The sequence below is a fragment of the Ekhidna sp. genome (assembly GCF_964218185.1).
In the GTDB taxonomy this organism is placed as follows: domain Bacteria; phylum Bacteroidota; class Bacteroidia; order Cytophagales; family Cyclobacteriaceae; genus Ekhidna.
The window spans coordinates 345,432-364,438 of sequence record NZ_CAXPLV010000005.1 but is presented as its reverse complement, the minus strand read 5'-3'; the positions used below and the strand labels follow the sequence as shown (position 1 = coordinate 364,438).

Here is a 19,007-nt window from a genome sequence, read left to right as displayed (position 1 = left end):
AAAGAATTACGACGTAGAATTATTCTTTAGTTAAAATGAATTGCACTTCAACTTTCCCATACCACTCCGGCTTGTCCCCATTCGGATAAGTCTCGTCATACATTCTGAAAAAGAGCTTATCACCTTCAAGCCTGTATCGATAATACTGTTTTCCTCCTTCGAATCCCGGCACCTTAGCCAGGTCTGGATGCGCAAGCATCACATCATCGGTTATCTCATAGGGGCCGGTATTAAAAACAATGCTTCGAAAACCTGCCAACATTTCTTCCTCAGTGGGTTTGGATAAGGATTCGAAAGCCTTTCTTGGACGGGGCGATGGATTGTACATAATGCTGTACCTTTTTTCATCTATGAGCAAACTCCCCTGAAGCACTTCCATCTTGTAGGTAGTGTCCGGATATACGTAGTGGATTTCGTTCATTTTCCATGATCCGATAAGCTCATTTTGCATAGCTCTATGATTCTCAATGTAATTCTTAAGCTCTTTATTTTCGTATCCAATCACCAGCGTATATGCAGTGTATTGGCCGTCCAGACATTTCTTTGTATAGCTAGCTCCCCGATCGATCAGGAGTTTGGCCACCTCATTATTTTGATAGAATATGGCCCAATGCAAGGCTGTCGATTGATTGACAACATCCTCAAAATCAAGTTTTGCACCTGCATCTAATAAAACTTCTGCTACCTCTGGTTTTCCAGACACTGCAGCGGCTATTAATGGTGTCAGCCGATACTCATCATCCGCCTTGTTTACATCGGCTCCTTTTTTGATTAGCAGATTAACTATATCTAAATAACCAAAACGTGCCGCAATAGTCAATGGAGTTTGACCCACTCGATTGTAGATGTCAGGACTGGCTCCATTATTCAACAAGGTTGAAACCGCCTTGATGTTGTTTGCCCGCACTGCGTGATGCAATGCTGACATCTCCAATCCATCTTTCACATTAGCGTTAGAACCTTTCGAGAGCATCGATTCAACTCGAGAAATTTTTCCATCTCTTATAGCTCTGATCAGCTGTGTGGTTTCTTTCGGTACACTTTTGTCCAGAATTGTTCCACGAAAAACGTCTATCACAGAATCTGCATGCCATAGTCTATAGGCCACATCCAGCGCATCTCCATGTTTGCTTTCGATTTCAATGTCAGCGCCAGCATCTATCAATTTTTGCATGTTTTGAACATACCCATAGTAGGTAGCCCAATTGATTGCTGGATCGCCATTGGTATCGATTTCGTCCAATGGCACCCTTTGCTTCAAAAGCATATCAAGTATTTCACCATCTGCAAATGCGCTTGCATACATTAGGGGAGTAGGTTCCAAACCAGAGTCGAATTTCAATTCAGGATTTGCTCCGTCTTCTAAAAGTTGCTTTACCTTTTGAATATCATTTGATTGAATTGCAACTTGTAACAAACTATCTAGCTGAGTTCTAGTTGATGCACTGACTTGCAACGCAACGAAAGAAGTTGCTATACTTAGTATTATCCTAATTTTTCTCATAGTTCTTTTTTAAACAGATGATATGGAGAATCCATCCGGCCAGCACTAATCCCACCACATGATCAGCGATAGCTGGCCAGACAAAACTCCATGGTAACTGATACCAGTTCATCAGTGCCAAATCCGACATGACTGTTATTAAAACCCCCAGTAGGGCGGAATTTGCAAGTGTCTGTTTTAGGCCGGATGATTTCGTAGAAATTAATATGATGAGCACTACACTAACGGTGCTGAGGTTTAGCAGCAAACTCACCAAAAAATCATTGGGATTAAATAATTCAGAAGGCCCGGGCTTAAATACCATCAGAGGAACTCGTGGACCATCCTTTAGTTTTTGTTGAAGGCTTTTGATAGCCTCCGGACTACTATTCTCAGGCAGTCCCGGATAATGATAAACACCTTCTTCCAACTGAATGGAACTCAGTTCTGTAAATTTTACTACCTGATCCGGAAGGGTGTTTAGCGATTGAGAATGAAAAGGCAATGCCATCCATGAAACGGCATTCCAAATAAATAATAAAATAGTAGCGGCTAAAACCGCAAGGATTTTTTGTCTCATGATTGTTAGTTTTTTTGAAAGCGATAGATCGACTGATTTCCTTGCTTGTCAGTGAGCTGAAGTAGATAAGTCCCTGAGGGAACATTTTCGGGGATCTCCATTTCAGTTTCTCCATTTAAGATCCATGAGTGGATAACATTGCCTGTGAGGCTAAGCAACGTGGCATTCGCAATACTGAAATTACCTGATCGTATATTCAGCTTATCGGTGGCTGGAATTGGGAATAGTGTGATTTCATCTATTTTTTTATCAGCACCAAGTGGACGAGGGTCTATTAGTTTTAGAAGAAATGCGTCATCTTGATGAACGCTAGTGATTTCGAATTGATCTTCAGAGAAATTGAAATCTACTGTACCTCTAAAGCTACCTCCAACAAAAACATCCCCGTTAGTTGAAACATCAATGGTAGTCCCCCAATCAAATCCATCACTACCAACAGAAATTGCCCATACAAACTCGCCCGAAGTAGTCATCTTTTGGACAAAAATGTCATCAGATCCGTCAACTGAGCTAAGGTTATAGGTGCCTTCGCCAGGGTCCATATCTACAATTTCTGCATATAAACCTGTAGTGTATACTGATCCACTTTTATCTGAAGCTATACCGTAAGCTGAGTCCCATGAATAACCTCCCATTGAGTGTGCCCATACCAATTCTCCATTTGATGAGAGTTTGATCAGAATTATGTCAACGTCACCCCTAGCTGTTAATTCGTGTTCACCATATGTCACTGTCCCATAAAAATTACCTGCTGTATAAACATTGTCAGCCTCATCAATCGTGATGTAGTAACCAGCTTCATTTTCTACATTGGTAAATTGGGTTACCCACTGAAAATTCCCATTTTTATTCAGTTTTAGAATAAATGCATCGGGTTGACCAGTGTTAGTTGAGTTAACTTCATGTGTTCCCTCACCACTATCAAAGTCCACAGAATTTGTAAAGTATCCTGATACAACAATTTCATCATTGCTATCTAATAACAGGTCATAAGTATATTCCCAGTCATTGCCTCCATAGCTTATTGCCCAGATGAAATTGCCATTCTCATCTAATTTTAATAGATAGTTGTCATAATTTCCATTAGATGTTAGATCGTAGGTTGCCTGGTTAGGATTGAAGTCCGCTGTACCTCTAAAGTTACCTGCAATTACTACATTGCCATTATTGTCGGTTACTATTCTTGTGGCACTCTGATTGTCATCTCCCCCGATTTGTTTTGCCCATATAAACTCTCCTTCTGAATTAAGTTTCAAAATAAGGCCATCCCTTCCCGTGGGTGTCAAGATATATTCAGCCTCACCTGGATCAGCATCTAATGTATAAATAGAAAAGGTGGCGGATAGAAAAATATTTCCAGACTGATCAATACTAATAGAAGGACTATATACATTTCCAGTAATTTGTTTTGCCCATAAAAGACCTCCCTTTTCATCAAGTTTTTGAATGTAAATGTTTTCTCCATTTTCTCCACCTGAAGCGGCAAATATCAACTCATCATCGCCTGGGTCTACGTCTATGTCCCCATAAAATGTACCCGTCGATAATGTTGACCCATCTTCATTAATGACAATGTCATATGTAGTTTGATAAGATTCACCCCCATTGGCGATGGCCCAATCAAAGTTTTGACTTCTCGTTAGCCCACCTATAAATAAAAGAGCAATCGTGATTATTTCCTTTTTCATCTTCAATCATTTGTACTCAAAAAATAGCAGGGAATGGATGTGCTGCCTTATGCCACCTCACCCCCTGCCGCTCCATTGGTTTATTATGAGAAGATTAAACCGAAATGCTATCACATACTCTACTATGATGTCACTTGATTAAGTGATCTGATTTCACTCCGATTCATCAATTGTTTTAATGAAGCTGGGCTAAAGTACTCGTCTAAAGATGCCCTTGATCTGAAAAAAAGAGGGTTGTGGTAACGATAAATTTTATTTAACCCTTTTTTTAGGCCAAGCTAAGTATCGGGGATCAATGTAAATGGAGTCAAAATAAAGGGGATGGATGCTTGAGCATCTCACCCCCACCAACTACTCGCATTACCATTGCTAAAAAGAAGTAACTAATTCCTCTTCATACTTTTTAGTAACAAAATATTTCAACAAAAGCAGTATTTCAGAATGAAGTCCTGTGAAGTAGTCGTGGCTAAAGTATTCCTCTTTTTCCAGGTTTTTCTATCCATGAAGACGGAAGTGGTAATGATTAATTTTATTTAACCCTTTCGTAGATGTGCGCTTTGCGGAAGGCAGAAGGAGTCATCTGGTGTATAGCAGTAAAAGCCTTGTAGAAAGTCACCTTATTGTTAAAGCCAGAATCTATTGCTATTGCTTCGATTTTATAATGCTGGAAGTCACTGCTCTTGAGCAAGTTCTCTGCATGCTTGATTCTATGTTTATTCACATAGTCGTTAAAGTTCTCAGCTAAATGGGTGGAAAGGGATTGTGAAATTTTGTAGGACGGTATGTTTAGCTTTTCGGCTACCTGACTAAGGCTAAGGTTTCTTTGAAGAAAAACCCCCTCACTTTTAAACAAGGCGTCCATTTTTGCAACGATGGCCTTCATTTCCTCTTCACCCAGATTTGAGCTAAAATACTTTCCACCTATGCTGGTGAGGAACTTTGGATTTGTATAAAGCAGATATCCTACTAGCAAAAAATAGACAGAAATGGTGAGGTAGTAAGGAGTAAAGTCTCTCCAGCTCCCAGCAAATTCAACGAAGAAAGCATGCATAACCATGCTCAACAGGTATATGGAACAAACGCCAAAAACATATGTTTTGTCTACTGTTGACAGCTTATGCCTTAAGTGCTTTATTTCCAAAAGGATCACTACCCCATAAGCAACAATATGTGCTACAATAGCATAATTGTAATAAAGAATTCTATTGAAAAACTGACTTTCAATGATCTGCATCCTGTCATACCCATCCAGAGTAAGGTAAAAATCTCTGGTAAGCCAAATCATTACCAAACACGGAATAAGATGGAATAGATGCTTCCATCTAATTTTTTTCTTATTTTCATTAAATGACCTAACATGAAAATAGAATAGTGGTCCGTACAAGAATCCACTGGTAAAAAAGTAAAGTCCTATAAATTGTGGATACAAATAGACAATCTGACTCGTTCCATATAAAAAGTTGAGAATCTGAAGGCTAAAAAGCAGAATGAAGAAAGACAGGGAACGATTCCGCAAATTTGGGGTGCGAAAAAAGAGTGAACCTGATATAAATATGCCAATTAGTGAAAGAAATAATAATACAAAACGAAGAATCATCTATGAAAACTATTAGGCAAGCAAAAACCCTGAATTCAGATATAAGAAGTTTTCTAAACGAGATTTAACCCAGAACGTTTTCTTATCTTTGACTGGAGTTCGGGATGTGGCTCAGTCCGGTTAGAGTACCCGCTTAGGGTGCGGGAGGTCGCTGGTTCGAATCCAGTCATCCCGACTGTTTAAGCCACCTAATGGTGGCTTTTTTTATTTCTTGCTTTCTCTCTTGAAGGCCAGTTTATTCTCCGTCGACTCTTTCTCATCAAAGTAGTATCCTTCATAATCAAAGCCTCTCAAGTCCTCCGGATTGGTGATTTGATTTTCAATCACATACCGGGACATCATACCACGAGCCTTCTTCGCATAGAATGAAATGATCTTGTACTTACCATTTTTGAAGTGCTTGAACTCCACCTCAATCACCCTGGCTGGGATGTCTTTCTTATCAATAGACTTAAAGTATTCGTTAGAGGCCAGGTTCAAAATGATGTCATCACCCTGGGCTTTCAGGTCTTCCAGTAGCAAGTTCAAAATCTTTCGATCCCAATAATCATAGAGCGTCTTATAATCGTCAAACGCCAGCTTAGTCCCCATTTCCAGCCTGTATGGCTGGATCAAATCCAAAGGACGAAGGAGTCCGTATAGTCCGGACAAGATTCGAAAATGCTTCTGAGCAAAGGCCATCTTCTTTTCATCAAAAGCCTCCGCCTTAAGCCCCTGATAGACATCCCCATTGAACGCGAGTGCGGCAGGCTTGGCATTCTCAATCGTATGCTCGGCCTCAAATTCCTTGAATCGATGAACATTCAATCCTGCCAATTGCTTACTAATGCTCATCAGGTCTTTCACCTCATCAACAGATTTTTTCCGCATCACATCGATCAGCTCCTTAGTGCATTCCATCAATCTTGGCTGAGTGGTAGCTGTCTCATACGGTGTTTTGAAATCCAGGTTTTTGGCGGGGGATACTACTGCAATCATGTCTGTCTCCTTTTTCTATTTAAACAGGCTAAAACAAAGATGGTTAGTGATTTACCTTTCCCTCTTCATTAGTTTTCTGAAGAAGTCAGCAAGTTGTTGTTTGCCTTCAGCACGGGCATCTAGCTCATCCAGCAAGGTAAACGCCTCATCGTAATAGCCGTTCATTTTTGATTGTGTGAGCTCAAAGATGCCAAGCTCCTCATAAATATTTTTTATAGCCTCTACTTTTTCACTTATATCAAACTCGGAGGCCGAGAGCCAACCATCCAGCTCTTTTCTTTGAGATGCATTGGCCAACTCTAATGCTTTGATCAATAAATACGTCTTTTTATTGGAGACTATATCACCACCTACCTGTTTGCCAAACTTGGTCTTATCACCATAGACATCCAGAAGGTCATCCATTAATTGAAAACCAATTCCAGCCTTCTGTCCAATCTCATTAAGCTTGGTCAGCTGTTCTTCATTCATCCCAGATAGCAGTCCTCCGTATTCCAAACTGAAACCAAGGAGCACTGCCGTTTTCAACCGAATCATCTCGATATACTGATCTTCTGTGACTGTTTCAAATTCCTCGAAATTCATATCCAGCTGCTGTCCTTCACATACCTCCACAGCACATCTGTTGAATTTTTGAATAGCGGATGCAAGCGATTCTTTTGGCCCAGTCAATAGCTGATCGTAGGCCTTCACCATCATGGTGTCACCACTCAGAATAGCAACGGTATTGTTCCACTTTTCATGCACAGTTGGCTTGCCTCTTCTGATTGGCGCCAGATCCATGATATCGTCATGCATCAACGTGAAATTATGAAAGACTTCTACTGTCAGCGCCGGGTCTATTACTGATTCCGGATCATCCTTTTTCAATCCATAGCCTAGCAAAACAAGCATGGGTCGCAATCGCTTACCGCCAAGAGATAATATGTACCTGATTGGATCATACAGGTTTTGAGGATGTTTGCCTAGGGGTAAACTGGCAAGGGCAGTATCAATTTTTGCGAGTAAATCCTTCATTGGCCGCAAGATATAACACGTCTTTCGTAAAAGTGTTTGTATTATTCGTGGAACAATTTGATTTATTTAACGTTTTTATGATTGTGAATACTTGTATCTTTAAGAATACATGTTATTTTCGCGTAACCCCTCCAGTGTGAGATATCGCTGGATCCGCTCCGGAAACGGAGCTTTTTTTTGTCCCTAGAATGATCAAAGTTAACGTCTATATAGATGGGTTCAATTTTTATTATGGATTGAAAAATAAAGGTTGGAAAAAGTATTACTGGCTAGATATAGTATCCTTCTTTGAATGTTTCATGAATGAAGGCCAAGTACTAAATGAGGTATTTTACTGCACTGCTATTCCAATTAACAATCAGGGTAAAAAAGATCGTCAAGACCTTTTCTTTAGCGCCAATTTGTTGAATCCTAAATTCAAATTGGTGCTTGGAAAGTATGTGAATAAAAAAATCAACTATAAAGGAAAGATTCTAAAAACATTTGAAGAGAAACAAACCGATGTAAACATTGCTGTTGAAATGATTCGTAATGTTATTCAAGGAAATTGTGACACATCAATACTAGTTAGTGCGGATAGTGATTTAGTTCCACCCATCAAACTAATAAAGCAACTATATCAAAAACATAAAATTTATACCCATTTCCCTCCTGATAGACACTCGGTAGATTTAAAAAACAACAGTGACTCAATCATAAAATTAGGTCATTTTGAGAAGAGATTTAAGCAAAGCCTTCTACCGAATATTGTAACACTAAAAAACGGTCATAAAATAAAAAAACCACGAAGTTGGAAATGATTACCTCTCTTTTAGCTCCGACTGGTTCATCACATCATTTTGATGTTCAATAGACTCCTGATGAATCGCATTCAGGTATCGGATCATGAAGGTTTTGGACAATCCCTGAAGCATTCCATTGGATGAGGCCTTCTCAATGATTTCCTCCCATCTGTTGGTTTGGAGAATGGTGATGCCCTTCTCTCTTTTCACCAATCCTATCTCCTCTGCAACCTTCATTCGCTCACCTAAAAGCTTAATCAGATCATCATCAATAAGGTCAATTTGGCTTCTAAGCATAGATAGTTTTTGCGAGAGATCTTCGTCCGAAATAGTAGGTCTCCTAACTACCAGATTGTCAATGATGACTTCCAAATCTGCTGGTGTCACTTGCTGATCTTTATCACTCATGGCGATGGACGGATCAATGTGAGACTCGAGCATCAAACCGTCAAAATCCATATCCAATGCTTGCTGAGCAACTGCATGAAGAAGGTCGCGCTTTCCACAGATGTGGCTTGGATCGCAGACCAGAGGTATATCCGGAAACCTTCGTTTCATTTCGATAGGAAGTTGCCATTTCGGATCATTGCGATATACTGAATTTCCATATTGCGCAAACCCTCGGTGAATTAGTCCAAGCCTGGTAATACCAGCTCCATGCAATCGCTCTAATGCTCCGGTCCACAGTTCTATATCCGCATGCACAGGATTTTTGACCATCACCGTAGCATCCGTTCCCTTCAGAGCATCTGCAATTTCCTGTACTGAAAATGGATTTACCGTGGTGCGAGCACCAACCCACAACACATCTATTTCCTGTTTCAATGCCTCGTCTACATGTGATGCGTTGGCAACTTCTACTGCTACTGGAAGACCCGCATCCTTACCTGCCTGCTTTAGCCATTTCAATGCCGGGGCACCCATTCCCTCAAAGGAATTGGGTCTGGTTCTGGGCTTCCATATCCCAGCTCTGAGGATGTCTACTTTGCCTGATTTCGTTATTGCAGCACATGTTTCGAGCACCTGCTCTTCAGATTCTGCACTGCAGGGCCCTGAAATAATAACCGGACGCTTTTGCTCAAATATTTCAATCGGAGATGTCTTCATTTTGTTTCTTTTAGGCGATTTAATGTTTCATTCCACACGCTTTCAGGACTACAAAGTGAAAAGCGAATGTACCTTTTTCCATTGGATCCGAAAATGGAACCCGGTGGAACGAAGATTTTATACTTCTCCAAAAGCCAATCCGAAAAGCACTCAGCGCTCTCCACTTGAGGTGGGATTTGCCCCCAAACAAACATGCCTGAGGTGTCCGGATTGTACTTACAATTCAGGGTATCCAGAATTTTATGTACCAGGTTTTTTCTCTGCCTATACGCTTTGTTCACCTCATCAATCCAACTTTGATCCAGGCTCAGTGCTTTGATCGCGGCTTTCAACATTGGCTTAAACTGGCCAGAATCCACTTGACTTTTGAAGGTTAAAACTGTTTCAATCAGCTTCTGGTTTCCCAGTAACATCCCAACACGCCAGCCAGCCATATTGTGAGATTTGGAAAGACTATTTAACTCAAGTACATGATCTTCTTTAGAACGATATGACAGAAGGCTTCCTGGGGTTTTGGTAAGTATGAATGCATACGGATTATCATTTATCAAAATGATGTTGTGATTCCTGGTAAACTGAATCAAATCTTTGAAAAGCTGATCCGAACCTGACGTCCCTGTAGGCATATGGGGGTAATTGACCCACATGAGTTTCACTTTGGTTAGATCCATTTTTTCCAACTCACTGAAATTCGGATGGTATCCATTTTCCTCCAACAAATCATAGTGCACCACTTTGCCTCCGGCAATTTTAGAAGCTGTCTCATAGGCAGGATATCCCGGATTTGGGACAAGCACTTCATCACCTTCATCCAACAGCGACATGCTGATGTGAGTGATGCCCTCCTTAGACCCAATCAAAGGCAAGATCTCCATCTCTGAATCAAGCTCGCACTGAAAATATTGGCGATACCAAGTTGCAATCGCCTGACGAAGCTCAGGCAGCCCTTTATAACTCTGATATTGATGCGCACCCTCCTCTAGAATAGCCATGTTAAATTCCTGGATGACTGCCGGGTGTGGCGGGAGGTCGGGGCTTCCGATTCCCAGGTTTAGCACTTCAATCCCCTTCTTTCGAATGGCATCAATTTGCTGAAGTTTACTTGAAAAATAGTATTCGCCGATACCATTGATTCGTCTGGCTGATAATGTGCTATTCATACGTTTTTCCTTTTTTGTAAATCCCCAATACATCCAAAACCACAGTCAAGCCTTGCAGAGCTGCCTTGGTTTTATGCCATTGATCCATGGAGTCAAACTCGAGATCAATAAAAAATCCATAGGTTCTTTTTCGCCCGGAAACAGGGTGCGATTGCAGCTTGCTCAGGTTGATACCATGCTCACTAATGACATTTAGAACACTCGCCAGTGAACCTGGCTCATGGGCAGTCTCCATATAAAGAGATGCCTTGTTGAAGTCCGTTGAAATGTCCTCTTTAGACAAGACTAGAAAGCGTGTGAAGCTTTCCTCATTTTCAATTCCCTTTTCAATAATTGATAATCCATAGGTTTTGGCTGCCTCAGCACTGGCAATAGCTGCCACATGCTTTAGCTTATTTTCCCGAATGAATTGTGCACTCCCGGCCGTATCAAAAGCCTCCACAATTTTCACTGATGGGTGAGTCTGAAGGAATGCGGAGCACTGGCGAATGGCCATCTGATGCGAATGGATTTCTTTGACATCATTGAGCGTCGTGTTGTTGTAAACCATCAGGTTCATTCTTACCCGAAGAATAATTTCTCCACAGATGCTCAGCTCTTTTTGTCTGAGTAGGGAGTAATTTGGGATGATGCTCCCGGCCAGTGAGTTTTCTATCGCCATCAAGGCAAAATCAACTTCTGATTTGAGCACCTTACTCACCACTTCAGGGAATGTTTTACATTCCACCGGCACAACTTGTTCTCCAAAGTAGTGCTGTGCTGCCTCGTGATGGAAGCTTCCTTTTAAGCCCTGTATTGCGACCTTCTTTTTCATTTTATCTAATCCACAATTTGAAATTTGAGCAATAAAAAAGGCCTCCCTTTTGGGGAGGCCTTCTGTAAATTTCTTTACACCAGATATACTATAGCCACCCCGTTATCCGCTTTGGATAAAAGAAATAAAAGCTAAAGTAAAATGATCTGAGTGCGTTCATACGTGGGTAAATAGAAGCGAGAAATTTTTTAAATGCAAGGTGGAAAGGGAATTATTTTGCTTGACTTCAAAAAAAGAATGAACTTTCAATTATTAAATATGCTGATGAAGCAAACTAATTGCAATTACATTGACCAACTAAATAAAGCCGAATATGCTAAATCATACAAGTCTCTTGGCGATGATGATAGCATTATAAGAATAGCTGAAGAAGGAGTTGATGATTACAATTGGAGGGATCTCTTAAAGTAGGGAAGATAAAGTAGGTCTTAGAATATCTGACAGGTTTTGAAAACCTGTCAGATATAGCCCTTTATCAGGTAAACTCTAATTCGAGTTTTTCGAGTCCCTTAATCGCCTGATTATGAAACTCTCTAAAATCCCTTTTTGAACCAAACCAGTTTTGAACCTCTTTCCGTTTTAATCTAGTCAGTTTATTCGATACGATCGCATGATAGCTGCTATGCTCCCAATCAGCTATTGATTTCGTGAATCCATGGTGAAGAGGATTGTGATGGATATAGAAAATTATATTCGTTAAATAATTTTCATTTTCAATCTCCTTCGCTTTGAAAGGACGATTAAATAATGATCCTCTTCTTTCATACATTTTGTTGTATGCCTTTGCATAACTAACAAACAGATTACTAAACTTCTTAGATATAAGATCTGACAGGTTTTCGAAACCTGTCAGATCTAACTTTTCTAATTCAACTTCATCCTTTATTCGAACCAAAAAATGAAAGTGATTGGGCAATAGGCATAAGAATCTGCAATGGATTCAATATGATGACTCCATTTTTTTAGAAAGAAATTATAATTTTCATCACAGCGAAAAAGGTTTTCATTCCCATTCGCGTGATTATAAATATGATAAAACTTACCAGCTTCCATGATAGTTATTAAGCCCTGACAGGTCTTCGAGATCTTTCAGGATTGAGTCAATCAGAGTTTAATCTTTTTAAAAATCACAACTCCCTATCGGAGAACCATCCGGTGCTGTAATTGGATCCGGAATTTTAAATTCATTTGGCTCCTCAAGAAAACGATCTATCTGAGACACTACATACTGATAGTAAACTCCATCATCATTTGTCTTTCTTGCTGTTCGGCCGGATGCAAATGACTTGATTTCCTTGATTTTAGCAATGGCCTTTGCCCGGACCTCATCGTATGCCCGATCATGGACAGCCAGACCCATGAGGTGCTTCAGCATTTCCATCTCTACCACTCGTTCAATGGTTCGATCCGAAGCATTGGCGGATGGCGACATCCAAACTGCAGTAGCGACACGGTTAAGGACAGCATCCACTCCCGGCTGATTTGCATTACGCGATTTGTACGCTAGAAGCCTATTGAATCGATCAGCATTGAAAATGAAGCCGAACGGAAGGCTGGCTGCCGTCTCCACTGCCGCCAGGTAGTCAAAAGCAGGCCCGGTGCGAGACTGGAAGGTCTCTCGTGAACGCCCATAGCCAAAAGCACGTGGCGGAATTTGACCCAATAGTTGTTCCGGTAATTTGAGATTCTCGACTTTCAACGTATTGAGCAACGCCTCTAAAGCAGCCATTTGCTCGTCTGACGACAGCATTTCTGTAACGACCTCATCTCCTCCTCGCAGCGCATAGCTGTAGTTTAGGCCCCCAATCAATTTAGAAGTTCCGTCTACCTGATATCTGTGAAACAAATACATCGGTACTAGTACCTCCTCAATGGAACTCATCGCCATTCCTGTTTTGATGGCTTTTTCAGAGAACTTATCCAAGATGGTTTTTCTGATTTTCATCATTCGATTCAGCTCTACCGCAGCGTTGGTTCCATTGTCCCAAAGGTGCGCCTCAGGATGAAGACCGCTTGATGGACGTGCATCCTGATCGGTGATGTATCTTAAATCATTGTCAAACGCTTCATCTAAAATGGCATTCAGCTTATCTTGATTCTCACCTTCCGGAAAATCACTGTACCCGTAGGTAATGGTCACTTTATCCCACGCGCCAATTTTATCGTCATATGCCTCACTGAGATCAATATTCCCCTGATCATCCATCTTTACATATGGGTGAGGGTAGTCCATCACCGATGCACGATCATTTACGCTCGCCGCAAAATTGTGTGCCAAGCCGATGGTATGTCCCACCTCATGGGCAGACAGCTGTCGTAATCGGGCCAGTGCCATTTCTGTCATGGCATTTGGAGTTTCATCTCCGTTTTCATAGGGCTGTAATAGACCTGTAGCTATTAAAAAATCTTGTCTTACTCTAAGTGACCCAAGGCTTACATGTCCCTTGATCATTTCTCCCGTACGAGGATCGGTAACGCCTCCACCATAGCTCCAGCCACGGGTAGATCGATGCACCCATTGAATGACATTGTATCGCACATCCAACGGATGGGCTCCTTCCGGCATCACCTTCACCTGAAAAGCGTCTTTGTATCCTGCAGCCTCAAAGGCCTGATTCCACCAGCTAGCCCCTTCAATTAGTACTGACCTTACAGGCTCTGGGGCTCCTCTGTCTACATAATAAATGATTGGCTCAATAGCCTCACTCACCTCCGCATTGGGATCTTTCTTTTTTAGTCGGTGACGCACAATGAATCGCTTCACCAATGGCTCCTCGATAGGGGTTGCATAATCCTGATAGGAGATGTTAAAAAAGCCACTTCTTGGGTCAAATACTCGTGGCGTGTAATCATCGTCTGGCAATTCAATAAATGAATGATGCGTGCGGACCGTAACAGCATCAGGTGTGGGAGTAACTGACCTAAGCCACCAACCTTTTGCATCTCCGCTGAAAGTAAGAAGCGACTCAAACTCTGTATTTTTAGGAAAATTGAACGTACCATCAATGTAGATGGCGGATCGTGATTTGTCAACTGAAAAACTACCTTGATTGGATCCTCTCAATCGCCCACTCACGTCATGCGAATCCCGAAGTAGAAAATCGGTGATGTCAATCAGGTACGCCGAACTATTTTTTGAGGTGATTTCAAAACCACCAATGACCGAGCTCGCAAAAGCCTCCGCAACTGATCTCACCTCATCCTGATTGTCACTCACCGCCCTATAGTCCAAATTTGGCTGGATGAGCAACAGCTTATTTCCATGCTTATCAAAACGAACAACACGTTCTCCTCCCAACTGACCTCTGTCCAAACCAATGTCATTGGAACCAATACCTGCAGCGAGGGAATTCACGTAAAGAAATTCCTGTCCCACTTTGTCAACTTCCAGAAATATTCTGCCCACTTCTTCATCGTAATAGAAATTGAAGAAGCCTTCCTGCTTATTCATTTCTGAAGTGAATTCAGCGATCGGGTCTGTACTTTGCTGGGGGGCAGAAGTAGCCGGAGTTTGCTGGCAACCAACTAAAAACATGATCACTAAAATGGTGAGGGTGAGTTGTGGGTTTTTCATTTCGTTATATTTAATGAGCCGTAGAATTAAAACCATAAATTAAAACATTGGTCACAACAATCATCATAGTAATTGTATCAACCTATGTTATCGTCAATGTAGCGGCATATTTCTTACAGGAGAAGTTTTTATTTAAGCCCGAAAAGCTTCCATCCGATTTCAAATTCAAGTATGGTGAGCAAAAAGTGCAGGAGCACAACCTGTATATCGGGGATGATGTGCGCATCAATGGAGTGCACTTTAGTGTGGAAAAACCCAAAGGGGTGATTATGTATCTGAAGGGCAATTCACGATCTATTAAAGGCTGGGGAAAGTTTGCGATTGATTTTAATCGTTTGGGATTTGACGTGGTGATGGTGGACTACCGGGGATTTGGAAAAAGCACCGGGAGAAGGTCTGAGAAAGAAATCAAAAGTGACCTGCAAAAGGTGTATGAAATTTTGAAATCCCGAGTAGACGAAAAATACATCATCATTTATGGTAGATCGATGGGCTCAGGATTTGCCGCAAAACTTGCCAGCAACAACAATCCCAGAATGTTGGTGCTGGAATCACCTTATTACAGCATGCGAAAAGTGGCTAAGCGATACATCCCGTTTTTACCTGCTTCACTAATTCTAAAATTTCCATTAACAACCTACAAGTGGATAAAATATGTAAAGTGCCCGATCAAAATCATTCATGGAACAAAGGACAGGTTGATACCCTTCAAATCAAGTCTAGCCCTTGCTAACATTAAGCCTGACTTGACACGGCTCTACTCAGTGATTGGTGGAGGACACAACAACCTGCACACTTTTGAAGAGTATCACCGGATGCTGGAGGAAGCGCTGAACTCCTCAGAGCTGAAGCCCATCGATCCGGAAAAATCAAGTTTGAATTTTACCCGAAATAAGAAGGCCAAACAGTGAACAGTTTTAAAATTTTCATCTTTATTCTGCTGGCAACTTACCTCCTGGGAGGAGCCATTCTTTACTTTCTGCAGGAGCAGTTTATCTTCTTGCCAGAATCGCTGGATCAGGATTATGAATATTCATTCGAACAGAACTTTGAAGAACATAATCTGGAAATGGAAGACGGGGCAAAGATCAATTTACTGCACTTCACACTTCCCGAATCAAAAGAGCTGATTGTCTACTTTCATGGCAATGCCGGTAGTTTGGCCCGATGGGGAGAGGTCGTCAGTCCGTTTGTGGATTTGGGATATGAAGTATTGATTGTGGATTACCGAGGCTATGGAAAAAGTACCGGCAAACGATCTCAAGTGCGGATGTTGCATGATGCCGATGCAATTTATGAGTTTGCAAAAACGAAAGAAACAGAAGATCGAATTATCCTTTTCGGTCGCTCGCTGGGATCTGGGTTTGCATCTTATCTTGCTGGAAAAAATAATCCTAAAAAACTGATTTTAGAAACACCTTTTTACAGTTTGAGAGAGGTGGCCGGATCTCTCATCCCGATTTACCCTACCGGGTTTTTGCTAAAGTATCAGCTTCCTAATTTTCAATACCTGGAAAAGGTAGAAACACCCATCTACATCTTCCACGGAGATCAGGATGAAATTGTACCGTTCGCATCCGGAAAGCGACTTTATGAAACGCTGGGAGAAAATGCAAAGTTCATCACCATCGAAGGAGGGCATCACAACGATCTCTCTGCCTTTGATGCCTATTGGGCAGAAATGGAAAAAGTTCTGAACGATGAGTGAGTCGCTTTACTTCATAGCGCTGGTTCCTCCTCCTGAAATTCAGGAAGAAATAACCAAGCTGAAGCAGGAAGTAGCTGAAAAGTATGAGAGCAGACATGCCCTGAAGTCACCTCCTCATATCACCCTCCACATGCCATTTAAGTGGAAGGATAAGCGTGATGAAGAATTGGTAGCAGTGATGGAAGAACTAAACAGTGATTTCGACCCTTTTGAGGTGCAGCTAAAAGATTTTAATTTCTTCGAGCCGAGGGTGGTATTTCTGGATGTGGTGGAAAATGAAAAGCTAAATCAGCTACAAAAAGAAGTGGTAGATGTCTGCCGAAAACAGCTCAAGCTGGACAATGCCAACTACAAGAATCGACCATTTCATCCACATGTGACGATCGCTTTCCGGGATTTGAAAAAGCGAATGTTTTACGAAGCGAAGAAAGAATTCGAGTTTCTAGAAGTTAGTTTCAATTTTCATGTGAAGAAAATCTCACTACTCAAACATGATGGTACGAAATGGAATGTGGTGGATTTTTAGTAGGATTGTGGGATGAAAACTATTGCTTCAATCTGCTTTATACTGACGGTTGCCCTTTCTACTGCCCAAGAGTTGGACTCAATGAGCAGCAAATACCCGGGTGTGTACACGATAGTCGATGAGCCTGCATCCTTTCCTGGTGGGCTGGTTGCTTTTTATGATTTTTTAGACTCTGAAATGGGCTATCCAGAAACCGCTTTAAAAGAAGGAGTAGAAGGCAGGATCTTCGTGGAATTGATTGTGGAAGAAAACGGAGAATTAACAAATATGCGAGTGGCTAAGGGAATTGGTTCTGGCTGTGATGAAGAAGCAATGAGGGCTATTGCCAAGTCATCTCCTTGGAATCCTGGAAAGATCAACGGTAAACCTGTGCGTCAAATTCTGATTCAGAATATTCTTTTTAAGCTGGAGGATGGCAAAAAGGACTAATCACTCTCACTCAAAACCCCATCATTGTATTTAATTGTGCTTTTAAATAGAAGTAGGATTAAAATAGGATCCAATTGATGCCAGTAAAAAGACTATTTCAATACAAATCACAATCACTGTTATTTGGCTGTATTGTCTCTTTACTAGAAGAATTATCGAGTGAGATAAAACTGCAAAAATTCCAAGCACTAGAAATTCGTCTCTTGAATAATTCCTTAACAAACTTATAGAGTATACAAAACCTATCAAGAAGGGAATTATTATAGATTCCTGAAAAGACAGCTTCGTTTTAAAATCGTTGACATCATTTGATAGCTTCCTTTTCTTGAAATTGTGTAATAGCATTTGTCCAAATGTTATCATTGGAAAGATAATATACTTTTCCATTACTCCCACTCAAAAACCTCTGTATCCTCACCTTTAAATAATCTCGCGCTCCTCACTTTATTGAAAGCTCGGAAGTGAATCAGGTTTTCCTGATCACCCCATACCTCATGCAGGAGAGTGTTTTTCACTCGCACCCTCTCCAGCTTCTTCACCTTTTGTATTTCGATGTAGCACCACATCACATCATCCTCAATCTCCGCCCCAATGTAGTTGAGCTCATACTCCCGATCCTTTTCATCCCATAGTGTAATTCGCTCCAGCATATACGGTTTCAGGTTTTCGTTCACAAAATCCCAGTTTTCCTTTTTCAGGATATCCAGTGTTTCATTTCCGGTATAGGCGCGCAACGCAAGCTCAAGGTCATCCAAAAAAATCCGTGTGCTAATCTGAATCGCTTTCTTCTCCTCCTTGTACTTGATGTCAGACACACTCACATGGAATGGGTGCATCAGCGATTGGAAAAAGATGAGTGCCAGTGTAATCATAGGCCAAATCTACGCAAACAGTGTACCCACAATCAATACCGCTTATCAAATCATTTTCTAGAACAAATCATGAGATCAGCTCCTTGATTTATATTCGCTACCCCATGAGTGAGTTTAGCTTGTATTACGGACTGGGCCTGGACCATATTTTGGATGTAAATGGCTATGACCATATCCTCTTCGTTGTGGTACTATGTGCCCTCTACCAGTCCACCGACTGGAAAAAAGTTTTGATTCTCATCACAGCATTTACCATTGGTCACTCCATCACATTGGCGCTGGCCACTATGCGGGTGATCAAAATCAATGCAGACCTGATTGAGTTTCTAATCCCGGTGACGATTCTTTTCACAGCCATATCCAACCTCTTCACAAAGGAGGAGCGAATCGCTGAAGGAAAAATCTGGAGGAATTACGGCTATGCCGGCTTCTTTGGGCTCATCCACGGGCTTGGTTTTTCCAATTATTTGCGTGCACTTCTTGGCAAGGACGAAACAATCATTCTGCAGCTTTTTGCCTTTAATGTAGGATTAGAGGTAGGTCAAATAATAATCGTTGGATTATTTCTGATCGTTAGCTTCATTTTCGTCGGAATTGGAGGAGTGAGCAGAAAAGACTGGAAAATGATCATCTCATCAGCAGTGGGTGGAATCGCACTCATGCTTATGCTGGACACCAATTACTTGAATTAA

General features: G+C 41.3%; 19 protein-coding genes and 1 tRNA gene. 8 read left to right on the top strand and 12 right to left on the bottom strand.

Annotated elements, in window-relative coordinates; genetic code table 11:
- Positions 1 to 19: 19 nt before the first annotated feature.
- From ACEQZT_RS07050 to ACEQZT_RS07035, 4 genes are all read right to left on the bottom strand, one after another.
- Positions 20 to 1,504 carry an ankyrin repeat domain-containing protein gene (locus tag ACEQZT_RS07050; RefSeq protein ID WP_370088630.1) on the bottom strand — a complete coding sequence of 495 codons (1,485 nt, stop codon included), beginning with the start codon at positions 1,502 to 1,504 and terminating at the stop codon, positions 20 to 22.
- The gene (locus ACEQZT_RS07045; RefSeq protein ID WP_370088628.1) at positions 1,491 to 2,063 is read right to left on the bottom strand and encodes a hypothetical protein; all 573 of its coding nucleotides are present in this window, start codon (positions 2,061 to 2,063) and stop codon (positions 1,491 to 1,493) included. The genes ACEQZT_RS07050 and ACEQZT_RS07045 overlap by 14 nt, the downstream gene beginning before the upstream one ends.
- A 5-nt stretch (positions 2,064 to 2,068) precedes the next feature.
- Positions 2,069 to 3,751 (bottom strand): T9SS type A sorting domain-containing protein, encoded by a 1,683-nt coding sequence (locus ACEQZT_RS07040; protein ID WP_370088627.1) that lies wholly within the window; start codon positions 3,749 to 3,751, stop codon positions 2,069 to 2,071.
- 529 nt (positions 3,752 to 4,280) lie between these two features.
- Complete coding sequence (locus tag ACEQZT_RS07035; protein WP_370088625.1) at positions 4,281 to 5,036, bottom strand: helix-turn-helix domain-containing protein; 756 nt, start codon at positions 5,034 to 5,036, stop codon at positions 4,281 to 4,283.
- A 412-nt stretch (positions 5,037 to 5,448) separates the two neighbouring features.
- Here ACEQZT_RS07035 and ACEQZT_RS07030 point away from each other — a divergent pair.
- A tRNA-Pro gene (locus ACEQZT_RS07030) sits at positions 5,449 to 5,523 on the top strand.
- A gap of 29 nt (positions 5,524 to 5,552) precedes the next feature.
- Here ACEQZT_RS07030 and yaaA read toward each other — a convergent pair.
- Together yaaA and ACEQZT_RS07020 are read right to left on the bottom strand one after the other, a co-directional pair.
- Positions 5,553 to 6,326, bottom strand: coding sequence for a peroxide stress protein YaaA (yaaA, locus tag ACEQZT_RS07025; protein WP_370088623.1), 774 nt, complete (start codon positions 6,324 to 6,326; stop codon positions 5,553 to 5,555).
- Between the two features lie 51 nt (positions 6,327 to 6,377).
- Complete coding sequence (locus tag ACEQZT_RS07020; protein ID WP_370088621.1) at positions 6,378 to 7,343, bottom strand: polyprenyl synthetase family protein; 966 nt, start codon at positions 7,341 to 7,343, stop codon at positions 6,378 to 6,380.
- A 188-nt stretch (positions 7,344 to 7,531) separates the two neighbouring features.
- Between ACEQZT_RS07020 and ACEQZT_RS07015 the strand changes: the two genes are divergently transcribed.
- On the top strand, positions 7,532 to 8,143 hold the full coding sequence (locus ACEQZT_RS07015; RefSeq protein ID WP_370088619.1) for an NYN domain-containing protein: 612 nt from the start codon (positions 7,532 to 7,534) through the stop codon (positions 8,141 to 8,143).
- Here the strand turns inward: ACEQZT_RS07015 and ACEQZT_RS07010 are convergent, their stop codons facing one another.
- From ACEQZT_RS07010 to ACEQZT_RS07000, 3 genes are read right to left on the bottom strand one after another with little or no spacing between them, the layout of a single operon-like run.
- Positions 8,144 to 9,232 (bottom strand): chorismate mutase, encoded by a 1,089-nt coding sequence (locus ACEQZT_RS07010; RefSeq protein WP_370088617.1) that lies wholly within the window; start codon positions 9,230 to 9,232, stop codon positions 8,144 to 8,146. It lies immediately after the preceding gene.
- Positions 9,229 to 10,392, bottom strand: coding sequence for a pyridoxal phosphate-dependent aminotransferase (locus ACEQZT_RS07005; protein ID WP_370088615.1), 1,164 nt, complete (start codon positions 10,390 to 10,392; stop codon positions 9,229 to 9,231). The genes ACEQZT_RS07010 and ACEQZT_RS07005 overlap by 4 nt, the downstream gene beginning before the upstream one ends.
- Positions 10,385 to 11,206, bottom strand: coding sequence for a prephenate dehydratase (locus ACEQZT_RS07000; RefSeq protein WP_370088613.1), 822 nt, complete (start codon positions 11,204 to 11,206; stop codon positions 10,385 to 10,387). The genes ACEQZT_RS07005 and ACEQZT_RS07000 overlap by 8 nt, the downstream gene beginning before the upstream one ends.
- Positions 11,207 to 11,470: 264 nt before the next feature.
- Here ACEQZT_RS07000 and ACEQZT_RS06995 point away from each other — a divergent pair, with 264 nt between their 5' ends.
- Positions 11,471 to 11,617, top strand: coding sequence for a hypothetical protein (locus ACEQZT_RS06995; RefSeq protein ID WP_370088611.1), 147 nt, complete (start codon positions 11,471 to 11,473; stop codon positions 11,615 to 11,617).
- Between the two features lie 64 nt (positions 11,618 to 11,681).
- Here ACEQZT_RS06995 and ACEQZT_RS06990 read toward each other — a convergent pair whose 3' ends face one another.
- Together ACEQZT_RS06990 and ACEQZT_RS06985 are read right to left on the bottom strand one after the other, a co-directional pair.
- Positions 11,682 to 12,101 (bottom strand): transposase, encoded by a 420-nt coding sequence (locus tag ACEQZT_RS06990; protein WP_370088609.1) that lies wholly within the window; start codon positions 12,099 to 12,101, stop codon positions 11,682 to 11,684.
- A gap of 225 nt (positions 12,102 to 12,326) precedes the next feature.
- Positions 12,327 to 14,780: a zinc-dependent metalloprotease gene (locus ACEQZT_RS06985; RefSeq protein ID WP_370088608.1), complete on the bottom strand. Its 2,454-nt coding sequence runs from the start codon at positions 14,778 to 14,780 to the stop codon at positions 12,327 to 12,329.
- A gap of 47 nt (positions 14,781 to 14,827) precedes the next feature.
- On the opposite strand from ACEQZT_RS06985, the gene ACEQZT_RS06980 reads away from it, so the two are divergent.
- The 4 genes from ACEQZT_RS06980 to ACEQZT_RS06965 are packed head-to-tail and all read left to right on the top strand — an operon-like array spanning position 14,828 to position 17,443.
- Positions 14,828 to 15,691, top strand: a complete 864-nt coding sequence (locus ACEQZT_RS06980; protein ID WP_370088606.1) for an alpha/beta hydrolase — start codon at positions 14,828 to 14,830, stop codon at positions 15,689 to 15,691.
- Positions 15,688 to 16,488 (top strand): alpha/beta hydrolase, encoded by an 801-nt coding sequence (locus tag ACEQZT_RS06975; protein WP_370088604.1) that lies wholly within the window; start codon positions 15,688 to 15,690, stop codon positions 16,486 to 16,488. The genes ACEQZT_RS06980 and ACEQZT_RS06975 overlap by 4 nt, the downstream gene beginning before the upstream one ends.
- Complete coding sequence (thpR, locus tag ACEQZT_RS06970; protein WP_370088602.1) at positions 16,481 to 17,014, top strand: RNA 2',3'-cyclic phosphodiesterase; 534 nt, start codon at positions 16,481 to 16,483, stop codon at positions 17,012 to 17,014. Before ACEQZT_RS06975 ends, thpR begins: the two co-directional genes overlap by 8 nt.
- A gap of 12 nt (positions 17,015 to 17,026) precedes the next feature.
- Positions 17,027 to 17,443 (top strand): energy transducer TonB, encoded by a 417-nt coding sequence (locus tag ACEQZT_RS06965; RefSeq protein ID WP_370088600.1) that lies wholly within the window; start codon positions 17,027 to 17,029, stop codon positions 17,441 to 17,443.
- 386 nt (positions 17,444 to 17,829) lie between these two features.
- Here the strand turns inward: ACEQZT_RS06965 and ACEQZT_RS06960 are convergent, their stop codons facing one another.
- Positions 17,830 to 18,315 carry a DUF6702 family protein gene (locus ACEQZT_RS06960; RefSeq protein ID WP_370088598.1) on the bottom strand — a complete coding sequence of 162 codons (486 nt, stop codon included), beginning with the start codon at positions 18,313 to 18,315 and terminating at the stop codon, positions 17,830 to 17,832.
- A gap of 104 nt (positions 18,316 to 18,419) precedes the next feature.
- Here ACEQZT_RS06960 and ACEQZT_RS06955 point away from each other — a divergent pair, with 104 nt between their 5' ends.
- Positions 18,420 to 19,007, top strand: a complete 588-nt coding sequence (locus ACEQZT_RS06955; RefSeq protein ID WP_370088596.1) for a HupE/UreJ family protein — start codon at positions 18,420 to 18,422, stop codon at positions 19,005 to 19,007.